This is a genomic window from Naasia sp. SYSU D00948, assembly GCF_017916515.1.
GTDB lineage: Bacteria > Actinomycetota > Actinomycetes > Actinomycetales > Microbacteriaceae > Naasia.
Window position 1 is genome coordinate 2,058,408 of sequence record NZ_JAFMTA010000001.1, and the last position, 15,483, is coordinate 2,073,890.

General features: G+C 72.3%; 11 protein-coding genes. 5 read left to right on the top strand and 6 right to left on the bottom strand.

All coding sequences use genetic code 11. From position 1 onward, the window contains the following. Nucleotides 1–201: 201 nt before the first annotated feature. Entirely contained in the window at nucleotides 202–3,714 is a 3,513-nt protein-coding gene (gene smc / locus J3P30_RS09670; protein WP_210480828.1) for a chromosome segregation protein SMC, read from the top strand. Nucleotides 3,715–3,870: 156 nt separating this feature from the next. Here smc and J3P30_RS09675 read toward each other — a convergent pair whose 3' ends face one another. Both J3P30_RS09675 and J3P30_RS09680 read right to left on the bottom strand, forming a co-directional pair. Beyond that, nucleotides 3,871–5,511, bottom strand: coding sequence for an alpha-amylase family protein (locus J3P30_RS09675; RefSeq protein WP_210480829.1), 1,641 nt, complete (start codon nucleotides 5,509–5,511; stop codon nucleotides 3,871–3,873). Then, nucleotides 5,508–6,485, bottom strand: coding sequence for a TIGR03885 family FMN-dependent LLM class oxidoreductase (locus tag J3P30_RS09680; protein WP_210480830.1), 978 nt, complete (start codon nucleotides 6,483–6,485; stop codon nucleotides 5,508–5,510). Before J3P30_RS09680 ends, J3P30_RS09675 begins: the two co-directional genes overlap by 4 nt. Nucleotides 6,486–6,756: 271 nt before the next feature. On the opposite strand from J3P30_RS09680, the gene ftsY reads away from it, so the two are divergent. Further along, nucleotides 6,757–7,572 carry a signal recognition particle-docking protein FtsY gene (gene ftsY / locus J3P30_RS09685; protein ID WP_210481952.1) on the top strand — a complete coding sequence of 272 codons (816 nt, stop codon included), beginning with the start codon at nucleotides 6,757–6,759 and terminating at the stop codon, nucleotides 7,570–7,572. Nucleotides 7,573–7,773: 201 nt separating this feature from the next. Here the strand turns inward: ftsY and J3P30_RS09690 are convergent, their stop codons facing one another. Together J3P30_RS09690 and J3P30_RS09695 are read right to left on the bottom strand one after the other, a co-directional pair. Beyond that, nucleotides 7,774–8,295, bottom strand: a complete 522-nt coding sequence (locus J3P30_RS09690; RefSeq protein ID WP_210480831.1) for a gamma carbonic anhydrase family protein — start codon at nucleotides 8,293–8,295, stop codon at nucleotides 7,774–7,776. Nucleotides 8,296–8,434: 139 nt separating this feature from the next. Beyond that, a complete protein-coding gene (locus J3P30_RS09695; RefSeq protein ID WP_210480832.1) occupies nucleotides 8,435–9,397 on the bottom strand; it encodes an aldo/keto reductase in 963 nt (320 codons plus the stop codon). Between the two features lie 60 nt (nucleotides 9,398–9,457). On the opposite strand from J3P30_RS09695, the gene ffh reads away from it, so the two are divergent. After that, complete coding sequence (ffh, locus tag J3P30_RS09700) at nucleotides 9,458–11,017, top strand: signal recognition particle protein (RefSeq protein WP_210480833.1); 1,560 nt, start codon at nucleotides 9,458–9,460, stop codon at nucleotides 11,015–11,017. Between the two features lie 159 nt (nucleotides 11,018–11,176). Here ffh and J3P30_RS09705 read toward each other — a convergent pair whose 3' ends face one another. After that, complete coding sequence (locus J3P30_RS09705; RefSeq protein ID WP_210480834.1) at nucleotides 11,177–12,130, bottom strand: nucleoside hydrolase; 954 nt, start codon at nucleotides 12,128–12,130, stop codon at nucleotides 11,177–11,179. A 105-nt stretch (nucleotides 12,131–12,235) separates the two neighbouring features. On the opposite strand from J3P30_RS09705, the gene J3P30_RS09710 reads away from it, so the two are divergent. Beyond that, nucleotides 12,236–13,051, top strand: a complete 816-nt coding sequence (locus tag J3P30_RS09710; RefSeq protein WP_210480835.1) for an LLM class F420-dependent oxidoreductase — start codon at nucleotides 12,236–12,238, stop codon at nucleotides 13,049–13,051. Between the two features lie 48 nt (nucleotides 13,052–13,099). On the opposite strand, the gene J3P30_RS09715 is transcribed toward J3P30_RS09710, so the two are convergent. Then, the gene (locus J3P30_RS09715) at nucleotides 13,100–14,242 is read right to left on the bottom strand and encodes a glutamate--cysteine ligase (protein ID WP_307807459.1); all 1,143 of its coding nucleotides are present in this window, start codon (nucleotides 14,240–14,242) and stop codon (nucleotides 13,100–13,102) included. Nucleotides 14,243–14,527: 285 nt separating this feature from the next. Between J3P30_RS09715 and J3P30_RS09720 the strand changes: the two genes are divergently transcribed. Beyond that, nucleotides 14,528–15,445, top strand: coding sequence for a DMT family transporter (locus J3P30_RS09720; RefSeq protein ID WP_307807460.1), 918 nt, complete (start codon nucleotides 14,528–14,530; stop codon nucleotides 15,443–15,445). Nucleotides 15,446–15,483: the final 38 nt, after the last annotated feature.

Sequence of the window (15,483 nt, forward strand, 5' to 3'; positions counted from 1 at the left end):
GGCCGCGGCCCCGTCACCACATCGGCCTCGGACAGGCCGCGAAAACACTACCTGGGCTTCCGCAGCTCGCGATGGCGGACGAGTTCCTCGCGCTGCTGCGATCCGCCTAGCGCTTCAAGTCGGCGCTCGCCGCCGCGCCCGCCCGGTCCGTATACATCGCCGCGGTACCGTGGGGCGTCCTGACCAGACCCGGGAGCGCCCGTGCACCTGAAGAGCCTGACCCTCAAGGGGTTCAAGTCCTTCGCGCACCCCACGACGTTCGTCTTCGAGCCCGGCGTCACGTGCGTGGTGGGGCCGAACGGGTCGGGCAAGAGCAACGTCGTCGACGCCCTCGCCTGGGTGATGGGGGAGCAGGGCGCGAAGAGCCTCCGCGGCGGCAAGATGGAGGACGTCATCTTCGCCGGCACGGCGACGAAGGGGCCGCTCGGCCGGGCCGAGGTCACCCTGACGATCGACAACTCGGACGGCGCGCTGCCGATCGACTACACCGAGGTCACGATCAGCCGGACGCTCTTCCGGAACGGCGGCAGCGAGTACGCGATCAACGGCCAGTCCTGCCGGCTGCTCGACGTCCAAGAGCTGCTGAGCGACTCGGGTCTCGGCCGTGAGATGCACGTCATCGTTGGCCAGGGGCAGCTCGACACCGTGCTGCACGCGACGCCGGTGGACCGCCGGGGATTCATCGAAGAGGCCGCCGGGATCCTCAAGCACCGCCGCCGCAAGGAGAAGACGGAGCGGAAGCTCGAGTCGATGCAGGCGAACCTCACGCGCCTCTCCGACCTCGCGGGCGAGATCCGCCGCCAGCTGAAGCCGCTCGGCAACCAGGCGCAGGTGGCCCGCGAGGCGCAGACCATCCAGGCGGTGGTGCGCGACGCCCGCGCCCGCCTGCTCGCCGACGAGGTGGTCGCGCTGCGAGACGCGCTCGCCGCGCACGGCCGCAGCGAGCACGAGCGCGGAGCCGAGCGGATGGTGCTGCAGGCCGAGCTCGACGAGAAGGCCCGGCGAGCCGCCGAGCTCGAGGAGAGCGCCGCGTCGGACGAGGTGGACGCCGCACGCCGGACCGCCTTCGGCCTCGAATCCGCGCAGGAGCGGCTCCGCAGCCTCTACTCGCTCGCGAATCAGCGCCTCGCGCTCCTGGGAGCGGCCGAAGATGCTCCCGCCGCGGATCCAACGGTGACGCCCGCCATGATCGCGGCCGCCCGCGACGAGGTCGCCCGGCTGGAGGAGGGCGTCCGCGCCGCCGAGGCCGACGTGACCGAAGCCGGAGCCGCCCTCGCCGCCGAGCGGCAGCGGCTCGACGAGGTCGACGTGCAGATCGCGGCTCAGAGCGCCGCCGTCGCCCGCTACGACCTCGAGATCTCCCAGCTCACGGGCCGCGTCGAGGTCGCGGCGTCCCGGCTCGCGTCGGTGCGCGGAGAGGTCCTGCGGCAGCAGAACGCCCTGGACGCCGCCCGCGACCGGCGGAACGCGGCAGCGGCACGGGTGGCGGAGGTCGAGGCCGAGACCGCGGGCGAGGCCGAGGGCTTAGCCGAGCGAGCCGCGGCCGCGCAGTCGGCGGCCGAGCGCGCGGCCGCCGCGGTCGACGAGCTGCGGGACGCCGTGCACGCCGCCGAGCGCGAGCGGGACGCCCTCGCCGCGCGGACGACCGCGCTCTCCCTCGCCCTCGACGTCCGCGACGGCTCGGCCGCGCTCGCCGGGAGCGGCATCGACGGCGTCCGCGGGCTCGTGGCGGACCACCTGACCGTTGAGCCGGGCTGGGAGGGAGCCGTGGCGGCGGCTCTCGGGTCCCTCGCGGACGCCGTCCTCGCCGACGACGAGGATGCCGCGCTCGCCGCGCTGCTGCGCGCCGAGGGCGACGACCTCGGCCGCGTCGAGATCGTGCTCGCCTCGGCCGAGCCGGATCGCGGAGCCCAGCCCCCCGGCCGAACGGCGGCGTCCGTCGTGAACGCGCCACCCGGGATCGCGGCCCTGCTCGGCAGGGTCGTCCTGGCGGAGGACCGGGACGAGGCCCGCGCGCTGTGGCCGTCGGCGCGGCGAGGTGGCCACACGATCGCGACCCGCGAAGGCGAGGTTCTCGCCCCGCACCTCCTCCGCGGGGGGACGGGTCGCACGCAGAGCAGGATCGAGCTCGTCGCCCAGCGCGACGATGCGGCGGCCCGGCTGGCGCAGGTCACGGCTGCGGCGGAATCCGCAGGACAGGAGCTGGCGGAGGCGCGCGCCGTCGCGCAGCACGCCAGGCAGGAGGCGAAGGAGGAGGCGGCGGCGGTCCGCGAGGCGGAGTCGCGGATCGCGGCGCACGCGGCGGCGCTGAACCGGGCCCGCGCCCAGGCGGACGCGGCCGCGGCGGAGCACGACCGCCTCGCCGCCGCCCTTCAGCGCTCGGAAGCGCAGATCGCGGAGGCCGAGTCGGTGCTCGCGGCCGCGAAGGAGGACCTCGACGCCGCCCGTGGAGTGCCCCGGCCGGCGTTCGACGGCGGCGTCCGTGCCCCGCTCGCCGAGCGCGTCGACCTCGCCCGAGAGCGCGAAGTGGCGTCCCGACTCGCGCTCGAGACGGCACGGGAGCGGGTCCGCGCCGAGACCGCGCGCATCGGGGCCGTCGAACGGCGGCTGGAGGCCGAGCGGGCGGCCGCGGAGGAGGCGGCGCGTCGGGCGGTCCTCCGGCGTCGTCAGATCGCGGCGGCGTCCGCGGTGGCGGAGGCGCTGCCCGCGGTCCTCGCGTCCGTCGACCGATCCGTGGCCGAGGCACGGGTGGAGCTCGCCGCGGCCGAAGCCGAGCGCAGCGGACGCAACCGCGAGCTCGCCGAGCTGCGGCGGGCCGAGTCCGGCCTCCGATCGCGCCTGCACACGATCACGGAGCAGGTGCACGGCCTCGAGCTGCAGATCTACGAGAAGCGGCTGCACCTGTCCGGGCTGCTCGAGCGGGCCGCCGCGCTCGGCCTCGACGAGGACGTCCTCACCGCGGAGTACGGACCCGACGTGCCGGTTCCGGATCTCGCGGCTCAGGACGAGAACGGCGAGGCATCCGCCGGGCGGCGCTTCGACAGGACGGAGCAGCAGGACCGCCTCGCGGTCGCGGAGCGGAAGCTCGCCCAGCTCGGCCGGGTGAATCCGCTCGCCCTCGAGGAGTTCGCGGCGCTCGAGCAGCGCTACACGTTCCTCACCGAGCAGCTGACCGACCTGCAGAACACCCGCAAGGACCTGCAGACGATCATCGGCGAGATCGACGAGAAGATGCAGGCGATCTTCCTGTCCGCGTTCGAGGACACGAAGGCCGCCTTCGCGGAGGTGTTCCCGGTGCTGTTCCCGGGCGGCACGGGCAGCATCGAGCTGACCGATCCGGGCGACCTGCTGACGACCGGCATCGAGGTGAGCGTCCGGCCCGCGGGCAAGAAGATCGAGCGGCTGAGCCTGCTCTCCGGTGGCGAGCGCTCGCTCGCGGCCGTCGCGCTGCTCGTCGCGATCTTCAAGGCCCGGCCGAGCCCGTTCTACATCATGGACGAGGTCGAGGCGGCCCTGGACGACGCCAACCTCGGCCGGCTCCTGACCATCTTCGAGGACCTGCGCCGCTCATCCCAGCTCATCGTGATCACGCACCAGAAGCGGACGATGGAGATCGCGGACGCGCTCTACGGCGTCTCGATGCGCCAGGACGGCGTCTCCGCGGTCGTCGGCCAGCGGGTCGGCCAGGACCGCGAGGAGCTCCGCGCCAGCTGACGTCGCGGGGTGCCCCCTCTGCGCGGATCCGGAGGAATCGGCGACACGCCGATCCGGACGCGTGCCGCAGCGGCGTGTCGTCGACGTCGCCGGATCCGTGCACGCCCCGCCGGATCCGTGCACGCCCCGCCCGATCCGTGCACTAAACCGGCTGGGTCAGGGGAGCACGCGGAGCCAGCGGAACCCGTACCCCTCGAGCGGCAGCTCGGCCGGCCCGGACTCGGGCAGGGACTGGCGCCTCCCGCTCAAGAGGTCCAGCAGCTCCTTCCCGTCGAGCTCGAGACGCAGCGGGACCGGCTCCGACGAGAAGTTGTGCACGAGCACGACGCACCCCTCGTCCCAGCGCATCTCGTGCGCCAGCACGCTCGGATGGTCGTGCTCGAGGACCCGGAAGTCCCCGTAGCCGATCTCGAACGTCGTCCGGTACCGCTCGACGAGCATCCGGACGAAGCTCAGCAGCGAGTCCGGGTCATGCAGCTGCGACTCGACGTTGACGAACTCGGGGCCGTAGCCGCCGTCGGTGACGGGCGCCGTCAGGTCCTCCGGGTCGGCGGACGAGAAGCCACCGTTCCTCCCGGGCGTCCACTGCATCGGTGAGCGCACCGACATGCGGCCCTCGATCGCGAGGTTCTCGCCCATCCCGATCTCCTCCCCGTAGAAGAGGGTCGGCGTCCCCGGCAGCGCGAAGAGCAGGCTGTAGACCAGGCGGATGCGGCGCGGGTCCCCGCCGAGCATCGGCGGCAGGCGGCGGCGCAGGCCGCGCCCGAAGAGCTGCATGTCCGGGTCCGGCCCGAACGCGGCGAAGACCTCGTTGCGCTCGTCCTCGCTCAGCTTGTCGAGGGTGAGCTCGTCGTGGTTGCGGACGAAGATCGCCCACTGGGCGCCATCCGGAAGGGCGGGTCGCGCCTGCAGCGCCTCGATCAGCGGGCGCGCGTCCTCCCGCGCGAGCGAGAGGTACATCCGCTGCATCGCGTTGAAGTCGAACTGCATCACCAGCTCGCCGCCCTGGGGTCCGCCGAAGAACTCGAGCTGCCCCTCGTACGGCAGGTTCACCTCGCCGAGGAGGATCGCCTGCCCCTCCCGGCGGCTGATGAACGAGCGCAGATCCCGGAGGTACTCGTGGGGGTCGCCCAGGAGCTCCTCCGCCTGCTCGACGCCCTTCGTGTCGAGCAGGAACGGGACCGCGTCGACCCGGAACCCCGAGACGCCGAGCTGCAGCCAGAACCCGATGATCTTCGCGATCTCGTCGCGCACCGCGGGGTTCGTCACGTTCAGGTCCGGCTGCTGCCGGTAGAAGCTGTGCTGGTAGTACTGGCCGGTCTTCTCGTCGAACTGCCAGACGCCGTCCTCCTTGTCGGGGAAGACGTTCTGCTCGTTGCCGGGCGGCGGCTCGTCCACCCACACGTACCAGTCGCGGTACGGAGACTCCCGGCTGGACCGGGCGGACTGGAACCAGGGGTGCTGGTCGGAGGTGTGGTTGACGACGAGATCGAGGATCACCCGGATGCCGCGGTCGGACGCGAGGCGCAGGACCTCGACGAGATCCCCGTGCGTGCCGAGGCGGGAGTCCACGCCGTAGAAGTCGGTGATGTCGTACCCGTCGTCCCGCTCGGGCGTCGGGAAGAACGGCATGAGCCAGAGACACGTCACCTTGAGCGACGCGAGATGGTCGATGCGGTGCGCGAGCCCGACGAGGTCACCCCGGCCGTCGCCGTTCCAGTCCATGAACGTCTCGACGTCGAGGCAGTAGATGACCGCGGACTTCCACCACAGGTCGCTGGTGTCGGTGATCTTCATCGCAGCGCCCGCGCCGTGACCGGCAGCTGGGGGAGCACCCGCTCCCCGAAGAAGTCGAGGAACGGATCCTGGTCCTTGCCGACGTGGTGGAGGTACAGCTCGTCGATGCCGAGGTCGAGGACCGCCTGGATCCGCTCCAGGAAGAAGCCCGGCTCCGATCCCACCACCACGCTCTTGTGCACCGCCTCGGGCGGGACGTGCTCCGAGGCCTGGTCGAACGCCGCCGGGCTGTCCAGATCCCAGATGAGCGGCGGGGAGATGACACCGAACCGCCACTGGTCGTGCGCGATCCTCAGCGCCTCGTCGTCGGTGTCCGCGTAGCTGAGGTGCATCTGGACCGAGACGGTGCCCTTCCCGCCCGCGTCCCGATACGCGTCGAGCACGCCCTGCAGGGCCTCGATCGGCTGGTTGATCGTGACGAGCCCGTCGGCCCACTCCGCGGCCCACGCGGCGGTCTCCTCGGACACGGCCGGGGCGACCAGCGGCGGGGGAGTCTCCGGCAGCGTCCAGAGGCGGGCGCGCTCGACCGTGACGAGGCCCTCGTGCGTGACCTCCTCGCCGGCGATCAGGGCGCGGATGATGTCGACGCACTCGCGCAGCCGCTGGTTCCGCAGCTCCTTGCGGGGCCACTTCCCGCCGGTGATGCTCTCGTTGACGTTCTCGCCGGACCCGAGCGCGATCCAGAAGCGACCGGGGAACATGGCCTGCAGGGTCGCGGCGGCCTGGGCGATGATCGCGGGGTGGTAGCGCTGGCCGGGAGCGTTGACGACTCCGAAGGGCAGGTCCGTCGCCTGGAGGGCCGCGCCCAGCCAGGACATCGCGAAGCCGGACTGCCCCTGCCGCACGCTCCAGGGTGCGATGTGGTCGGAGCACATCCCGCCGGTGAAGCCCACCTCCTCCGCCCGGCGCGCATACCGCAGCAGGTCGCGCGGATGCAGCTGTTCATGCGAGGCGTGGAAGCCGATCACCGTCATGGGTCTCCTCGGGGCGGTCGTGTCGGGGCCAACCTAACGGGGGCCCGGTCACGGGTGACAGGGGTGGCGGAGGCGGCGGCAATAGGCTGAGGGCGTGGCAGAACGCACGCCCTGGTCGCTCGCTGGCCGCCTCCGCAACCTGTTCGGAGGTGGCGGCAGCACGGCCGATGCGCCCGCCGAGGCCCCGGCGGACACGTCTCCCGATGCCCCCGCTCCGACCACGACGCTCGCGCCTCCGCCCGCTCCCGTCCCGGTCCCGCTCAAGCGCGTCATCGACGAGGACACCTGGGACGAGCTCGAGGCCGCCCTCATCTCCGCCGACTTCGGTCCCCGGATCACCGAGGAGACGATCGAGGATCTGAAGGCGAAGGTGGACCGCTTCCGCACCACCGATCCCCGCGACCTGCAGCGGATGCTGCGGGAGAGCATCGAGGAGCGCCTGGCGAAGTTCGACCCGACTCTCCGCCTCACCGAGCGGCCCGCGGTCGTGCTCGTCGTCGGGGTGAACGGCGTGGGGAAGACGACGACGATCGGCAAGTTCGCGAACTTCGTCCGGAACTACGGCCGCTCGGTCGTGATCGGCGCCGCGGACACGTTCCGAGCGGCCGCCGTCGAGCAGCTCGCGACCTGGGCGGAGCGCGCCGGTGCCGAGATCGTCCGGCCGCAGCACCAGGGACAGGACCCGGCCTCCGTCGCGTTCCAGACCGTCGAGCACGCGAAGCGCAACGGGATCGAGATCGTCATCATCGACACCGCGGGACGCCTGCACACCAAGAGCGGCCTGATGGACGAGATGAGCAAGATCAAGCGCGTCATCGAGAAGCAGGCGCCCATCGCCGAGGTCCTGCTCGTCCTCGACGCGACGACGGGGCAGAACGGGCTCCTGCAGGCCGAGGCCTTCCTGGAGACCGCGGGCGTGACCGGCCTCGTGCTCACGAAGCTCGACGGCTCGGCGAAGGGCGGCTTCGTCCTCGCCGTCCAGGAGCGCACCGGCCTCCCGGTCAAGCTCATCGGCCAGGGCGAGCGCATCGGCGACCTCACGGGCTTCACCCCGCACGTCTTCGCTCAGAACCTCGTCGGCGTCTGACGGCTTCCCCTCGTCCGGTCCGCCGAGATGCCACTCGGTGCTCCCAAACGCGCGGAATGAGCGCACCACGTGGCATTTCGACGGTCTGCCACCTGGTGCCGTCCACGGTGCCGGATGACCGCACCAAGCGGCATCTCCGACGAGGTGCCACCTGGTGCTGTCAAACCGGCCGGATGAGCGCACCAAGTGGCATCTCGGGGGTCAGCAGACGCCGGTCGCGAGGTAGGTGCGACTGATCGTCACGTAGGTGTCCGCGTTGCGGCGGATCGCCGCGCGCTCCTCCTCCGTGAGCTCCCGGCGGACCTTGGCGGGGACGCCGGCCACGAGGGATCCGGGCGGGATCACGGTGTCCTCGAGCACGACGGCGCCCGCGGCCACGAGGGACCCGCTGCCGATCACCGCGCGATTGAGGACGGTCGCGCCCATGCCGATGAGGCAGTCGTCCTCGATGGTGCACCCGTGGACCACCGCCCCGTGCCCGATGCTGACCCCGCTGCCGATCCGGGCAGGCGCGCCGGGATCGCCGTGGACCACCACGTTGTCCTGGATATTGCTGCGCTCGCCCAGCACGATCTCATCCCGGTCGGCACGCAGCACCGCTCCGAAGAACACGCTCGACGTCGCGGCGAGCGTCACCCGGCCGATGAGCGTCGCGTTCGGCGCGACGAACGCGTCCTCCGCGACGTCGGGCAGGGATCCGTCGAAGGGGAGCAGCAGCGCCATGCGGCAACGCTATCCGCCGCACCAGCAGGAGCGTCCGTCGGCGTCCCGTGCAACGGACCGGCTGTCGTGCATCCGCGTGCGGCCTGCAGCACGCGCGGTTCGTAGCGACACGCCGCGGCCGGGCCCGGCCGCCGCCGCGTCAGTCGAACAGCTCCGCGATCGCCGCCGCCTCCCCGTCGGTCAGGTCGAGGGCGAGGGCCTCGTGCACCGCGTCCCACTGGTGCGACCAGCGCGGCGACACGATCGGCGCCGTCACGAGCGGATGCGCGCGCAGCCACGCGAGCGCGAGACCAGCGGTCGACACGTCGAAGTCCCGCGCGCGGGCCGCGAGACGCTCCACGCGCTCGAGCCCGCCGGGGGTGAACACCTGCGCGTAGATGGCGCCCGCCTCCGCGATCCGGCTCCCCGGCCGCGGCTCCGCGCCGCCGAGGTACCGGTCCGACAGGAGGCCGCCCGCAAGCGGAGAATACGGGGTGTAGCCGAGCCCCTCGGCCGCGGCCAGTGGCAGGAGGTCGCGCTCGTCCGTCCGCACGAGAAGGCTGAACGAGTTCTGCACCCACTCGGGCCGGGGCAGCCTCTCGCGGTCGGCGACCGACAGCACCTCCTCCAGCTGTGCGGGGGTCACGTTGCTGACGCCGAAGCTCCGGATCCGGCCCGCCTCGATCGCGCCGGCGAAGGCCGAGAGCGTCTCGGGCAGGGGAGTCGACGGATCCGGCGCATTCGACAGGTACAGGTCGACCCGGCCGAGCCGGCGGATGCTCGCCGCGAGCTGCCGCTCGATGTGCGCGGCCGACAGGTCGACCCGGTCCTGCCCCGGCTCGACGCGGCCGCCGACCTTCGTGGCGACGAGCACGTCCTCGGGCAGCCGCTCGTCCAGCCAGCGTCCGACGGCCTCCTCGCTGCGGCCGCCGCCGTACGTGTTGGCGGTATCGATGACGCGGATGCCGAGGTCGTACGCCTCGTTCAGCCGCTCGATGCCCTGCGCGAGCGAGAGGCCCTTGCCGCGCGCCGCGACGGACGAGCCCATCCCGCCGATGCCGCCCGCGCCGAAGAAGAACTCGGAGACGGCGATGCCCGAGCGGCCCAGCTGCACCTCGCGCATCGGATCAGGCTAGCGGGGCCCGCCGGTTCGCCCGGACGCGCGAACTAAACTGTCGGCACCATGGCTACCTTCGCGTCCCTGTCGGATCGGCTCACCGCCGCCCTCGCCAACCTCCGCAACAAGGGCCGCCTGAGCCCCGCGGACGTCGACGCCACCGTCCGCGAGATCCGGCGGGCGCTGCTCGAGGCCGACGTCAACCTCGACGTCGTCAAGCAGTTCACCGCCGCCGTCCGCGAGCGCGCCCTGGAGGCCGCGGCGAGCCAGGCGCTGAACCCCGCCCAGCAGGTCGTGCAGATCGTCAACGACGAGCTGATCTCGATCCTCGGCGGCCAGCAGCGCCGCCTCGCCTTCGCGAAGAACCCGCCGACCGTCATCATGCTCGCGGGCCTGCAGGGCGCCGGAAAGACGACCCTGGCCGGCAAGCTCGCGCGGTGGCTCACCGGCGAGGGCCACCGTCCGCTGCTCGTGGCCGCGGACCTCCAGCGCCCGAACGCCGTCACGCAGCTGCAGATCGTCGGCGAGCAGGCGGGCGCCACCGTCTACGCGCCCGAGCCGGGCAACGGCGTCGGCGACCCCGTCCGCGTCGCGGAGGACGGCGTCCGCTACGCGATCGACCGGCAGCACGACGTCGTCCTCATCGACACCGCGGGCCGCCTCGGCGTCGACGCCGACATGATGAAGCAGGCCGCGGACATCCGGAAGGCCACCGAGCCAGACGAGGTCCTCTTCGTCATCGACGCGATGATCGGCCAGGACGCCGTGGCCACGGCCCGCGCCTTCCAGGAGGGCGTGGACTTCACGGGCGTCGTCCTCACCAAGCTCGACGGCGACGCGCGCGGCGGCGCCGCGCTGTCGGTCGCGTCAGTCACGGGTCGGCCGATCATCTTCGCCTCCACGGGCGAGCGTCTCGAGGACTTCGAGCCGTTCCACCCGGACCGCATGGCGAGCCGCATCCTCGACCTCGGCGACATCCTCACCCTCATCGAGCAGGCCCAGCGCGCGTTCGACGAGGAGGAGGCGCGCAAGGTCGCGGAGAAGTTCGCGACCGATTCGTTCACGCTCGAGGACTTCCTGCAGCAGATGCAGCAGCTGAAGAACATGGGCTCGATCAAGAAGATGATCGGGATGCTGCCCGGCGCTCGCGGGATGCGTGAGCAGCTGGACAACTTCGACGAGAAGGAGATCGTCCGCACCGAGGCGATCATCCAGTCGATGACGCCCGCCGAGCGGCGCAACCCGAAGCTCCTCAACGGCTCCCGGCGCCTGCGCATCGCGCGCGGCTCGGGCATGACCGTGACCGACGTGAACCAGCTCGTCCAGCGCTTCGAGCAGGCCGCGAAGATGATGAAGACGGTCGCGAAGGGCGGCGTCCCGCAGGTCCCCGGGATGGGACCGGTGCCGGGCGCGAGCTACCGCGGCAAGCCGCAGAAGAAGAAGGCGACGGGCGGATCCCGGTCGGGCAACCCGGCCAAGCGGGCCGCCGAGAACGCCGCGCTCGCGGCCGGGAAGAAGGAGCCGGCGAGCGCCGGCGGGTCGGGCTTCGGACTCGGCGGGGGAGCCGGTAAGGGCGCTCCGAGCGAGGAGGACCTCGCCGCCCTCCAGCGGCTCCTCGGCCGCTAGGGCGTCAGGACCCCGCTCGCTCGCAGCCGGGCCCGGCGGGTCCAGCGCGAACGCCGGCCACTCCCGCTATGCGTCCGAACGCCGGCCGCATGCGCTCCGCGGCTGATCGCCGCCGCTCGTCGCTCAGTCGGCCAGGGCTGGAGCGCCGCCCACGCCTCCTCAGAGCGCCTGGAGCGCGCCGAGGAAGGACGCCATGAAGGCGTCGACGTCGACGTCCGTCGCGATGCGGCAGTTCGGCGCCGGCGGTTCGGCGGACGTGAGCAGGTCCGTCACCATGACGCCGCGGGCCTTGCCCTCGCCGGTCACCACGGAGACATGCGCGTCCCGCCAGGTGACGAGCTCGGGATGGGCGACGACGGCCACCGCGAGCGGATCATGCATCGCGCAGGAGTCGCTGAGCGAGGGATCCCCGGGGTGCTCCTTCCGCATCCGCTCGATCCAGCGGACGGTCGCCTCCGCGGCGAAGGGCCCGAAGCCTCCGGTGCCCTGGGCGAGGCGGTCGGCGTGCTCGCGGGTGAGACGGACGCGGTTCGTCACGTCGAGCCCCACCCAGCGCAGCGGGGCGCCGGAGTGGAGCACCGTGTCCGCGGCCTCGGGGTCGACCCACACGTTGAACTCGCCGGGCATCGACGCCTGCAGCGTCTGCCCCAGGAAGATGCCGCCCATGACGACGATCTCCTGCACGTTCTCGGCCAGCGCCGGCTCGAGCACGATCGCCGCCGCCACGTTCGTCAGAGGGCCGATGGCGACGATCGTGATCTCGCCCGGGCTGCGCATCACGAGGTCCGCGATCGCCGCCGCCGCGTAGCCGGGCGTGGGAACGTGCCGGCCGTAGCGCTCCCGGATCTCCTCGGGCGCGCCTCGGGCCCGGTCGGGACGTGTCAGGGGAGCCGCGGCCCCGCGGACGACGGGCACGTCGGAGAGGCCGAGCCGCTCGGCGAGCTCGAGGGACAGCAGGGTGGCCGTCTCCACGTCGGTGTTGCCGTTGACGGACGTGATCAGCTCGAGCCGCAGCTCCGGGTCCGCCGCGGCGAGCGCCAGGGCGAAGCCGTCGTCGATCTCCGACCCCGGCTCTCCCATGGACAGGTCGGTGTCGAGGATGATCCGTCGCACGTTCGCTCCCTCCGCGAGCTCGAAGCCTATCCACGAGGCAGGGGCCGAGGTCGGCGGGGGCGTGCGACCGAGGAGCGCAGGCGTCGCCGCCGATACTGGGGGGGGATGAGCCTCGACCCGTTCGCCTCCACCACCCGTCCCGTCCGCATCGGCGTGCAGATCGCCCCGCAGCACTCGCTCTATCCGAAGATGCGGGACACCGTGGCGGCGGTGGAGGACCTCGGCGCGGACGTCCTCTTCAACTGGGATCACTTCTACCCGCTGTACGGCGACCGGGACGGCCTGCACTTCGAGGCGTGGTCGCTGCTCGCCGCCTGGGCCGAGCAGACGAGCCGCATCGAGCTGGGACCGCTCGTCAACTGCAACAGCTATCGGAACCCGAACCTGCAGGCGGACATCGCTCGCACCATCGACCACATCAGCGACGGACGGCTCATCTTCGGGACGGGATCGGGATGGGCGCAGCGCGACTACGACGAGTACGGCTACGAGTTCGGCACGGCCGGCAGCCGGCTGGACGCCCTCGCGCGGGACCTCCCCGTCATCCGGGGCCGCTGGGAGCGGCTCAACCCGCGGCCGCTGCGGCGCATCCCGATCCTCATCGGCGGGGGCGGCGAGAAGAAGACCCTGCGGATCGTCGCGGAGCACGCGGACATCTGGCACAGCTTCTCCAACACCGAGGTGCTGGAGCGCAAGCTCGGGATCCTGGCCGAGCACGCGGACGCGGTCGGTCGCGACGTGCGTGAGATCGAGCTGTCCACGGGCGTGCCGAGCGACGGCCGCCACGGCCTGGACACCGCAGCGCTCGATGCGCAGCTCGCGCTCGGCGTCCGGCTGTTCACGATCGGCATCTCCGGTCCCGACTACGATCTCGCGCCCGTGCGGTCCCTGCTCGCCTGGCGGGAGGACGTCAGCTCCTGACCTCGCCGCCGGCAGGGGCTGGCGCCGGCAGTCGCGCGGCGCGGTCCGTCAGGACGGCGGAAGCCCGTCCCGGAGCTCGGCGACGAGGGCGGCCACGACGGCCTTGAGGCTGCCTCCGCTGCGCGCCGCGGTCGTCAGCTGGCGCTCGTAGCTCGCGCCGCGCTCGAGGATGACGTCGAGCTCGTGGAGCTCGTCGAGGCAGCCGAGCCGCTCGGCGACCGGCTCCAGCCGGGTGATCAGGTCCCGGGTGTCGTCGACGACGAGCCGCTCGTCACCGGCGGCGTTCTGCACGAGGATCGTCTCCATCCCGTACCGCGCCGCGCGCCACTTGTTCTCCTTGACGAACCACGGCTGCATCCGGGGCGGCTCGATGCCCTGGTCGAGCAGCCCGGACAGCTCCTCGACCAGGCACTGCACGAGCGCCGCCATCGCCCGGACCTCGGACACCGTCGACAGACCGTCGCACGCGCGGACCTCGATGGTCCCCCAGCGCGGCGAGGGGCGGATGTCCCAGCGGACCTCGTCGACATGGTCGATCACCCCGACATGGAGGAGGTCGTCGACGATCCCCTCGTAGTCGCTCCACTCGCTCATCTGGGGCGGCAGCCCGGCCGTCGGCAGCTGCTGGAACATCATCGCCCGGTTGGACGCGTACCCGGTCGCCTCACCCGACCAGAACGGACTCGAGGCGGAGAGCGCCTGCAGGTGCGGGTAGTACGTCAGCATGCCGTTGAGGATCGGGATGACCTTTCGCCGGTCCTCGATGCCGACATGCATGTGCACGCCCCAGATCAGCATCTGCCGCCCCCACCACTGCGTGCGGTCGATGAGCGTGGCGTACCGCTCCTTGTCGGTGACGCGCTGCTGGCTCCACTGCCCGAACGGATGCGTCCCCGCGCACATCAGGTCGACGCCGAGCGGCTCCGCCGCCTCCCGCACGATGTCGATCGTGCGCTCCAGGTCGTCGGTGGTCTGGCGGACCGTGTCGTGCACCCCCGACACGACCTCGACCGTGTTCGTGAGCAGCTCCGCCGTGATGCGCGAGAAGCCCGAGTCGTCCTTGAGGTTGTCAAGGGAGCGGAGGATCTCCGGGGCCGCCGGGGCTAGATCGCCGCTCGCGTGGTCGACGAGCGCGAGCTCCCACTCGATCCCGAGGTCGGAGCGGGCCGATCGGGCGAATTCGATAGCCACGGCGCCATCCTGGCACGCCACCCCGCCCCGCTCCCGGGGTTGCGACCGCGATCCCCAGCCCTCAACAGGCATTCCGTTCCCGAACAGGTGGGATACCGCTTCCTCCTGCTGTCGGAGGCCCGAAGTGCCGGTTGAGCGCGGGTGATCACCCGAGTCAGCGCGCGCGGGCACGGTCGCGAGTCCGGCCGCGCCTCGCGCCGTCGCCTTCCTGCCGATCCTCGTCGACCTGATGCCGTGTCCGATCCCCGCCGGAACGGCGTCGGATGCGGCAGCTAGCGTGAACGGGTGAGCACAGCATCGAGGTCCGCAGCCCCGGCACTCGGCGCGGACGGCGCCGCGGGGAACGGGCCGGCCTTCGCTCTCCCGCTCGCGATCGGCGTCACGGTGCTGGCCTGGGCGAGCGCCTTCGTCGTGATCCGGGCGGTGGGGGAGACGCTGTCGCCGGGACCGCTCGCGCTCGTCCGGCTGCTCGTCGGGGCCGCGGCGCTCGGCCTGTTCCAGCTCCGCCGCTCCTGGGTGCGTCCGACCGGCCGGGAGTGGGCGTTCCTCGCCGCGTTCGGCGTGCTCTGGTTCGGCGGCTACAACATCCTGCTCAACTTCGCGGAGCTCACTCTCGACGCCGGCACCGCCTCGATGGTCGTCAACATCGGGCCCATCCTGCTCGGGCTCGGCGCCGCGCTCGTGCTGGGGGAGCGGCTCTCCCGTCCGCTCGTCGTGGGCGCCGCCGTGTCGTTCGTGGGCGTTCTCGTCATCGGACTCTCGACCGGAGCGGGAGGCGTCGACGACACCGTCGGAGTCCTCGCCGCACTCGCGGCAGCCGTCGTCTACGCGGGCGGCGTCCTGTTCCAGAAGCCCGTGCTGGCGCGGCTGCCGGCGGTGCAGGTGACGTTCCTGGGTGCCGTCGTCGGCGCGGTGGTGTGCCTGCCGTTCGCGCCGGGGCTCGTGACCGAGCTCGCGGTCGCCTCCCCGGGAGCCGTCGCGGGGGCCGTCTACCTGGGGCTCGTGCCCACGGCTCTCGCCTTCAGCACGTGGGCCTACGCGCTGCAGCGGATGCCGGCCGCCCGGCTCGGGGTGACCACCTACCTCGTCCCGCCCATCGCGATCCTGCTGGCGCTCGTGGCGTTCGGCGAGGTGCCGGGACCTCTGGCGATCCTCGGCGGGATCCTATGCCTGGGCGGTGTCGCGCTGTCGCGACGGAGGTGAGCCGCGGCCTCGCGCCGCCCCTACTCGCCCGCCGAGGT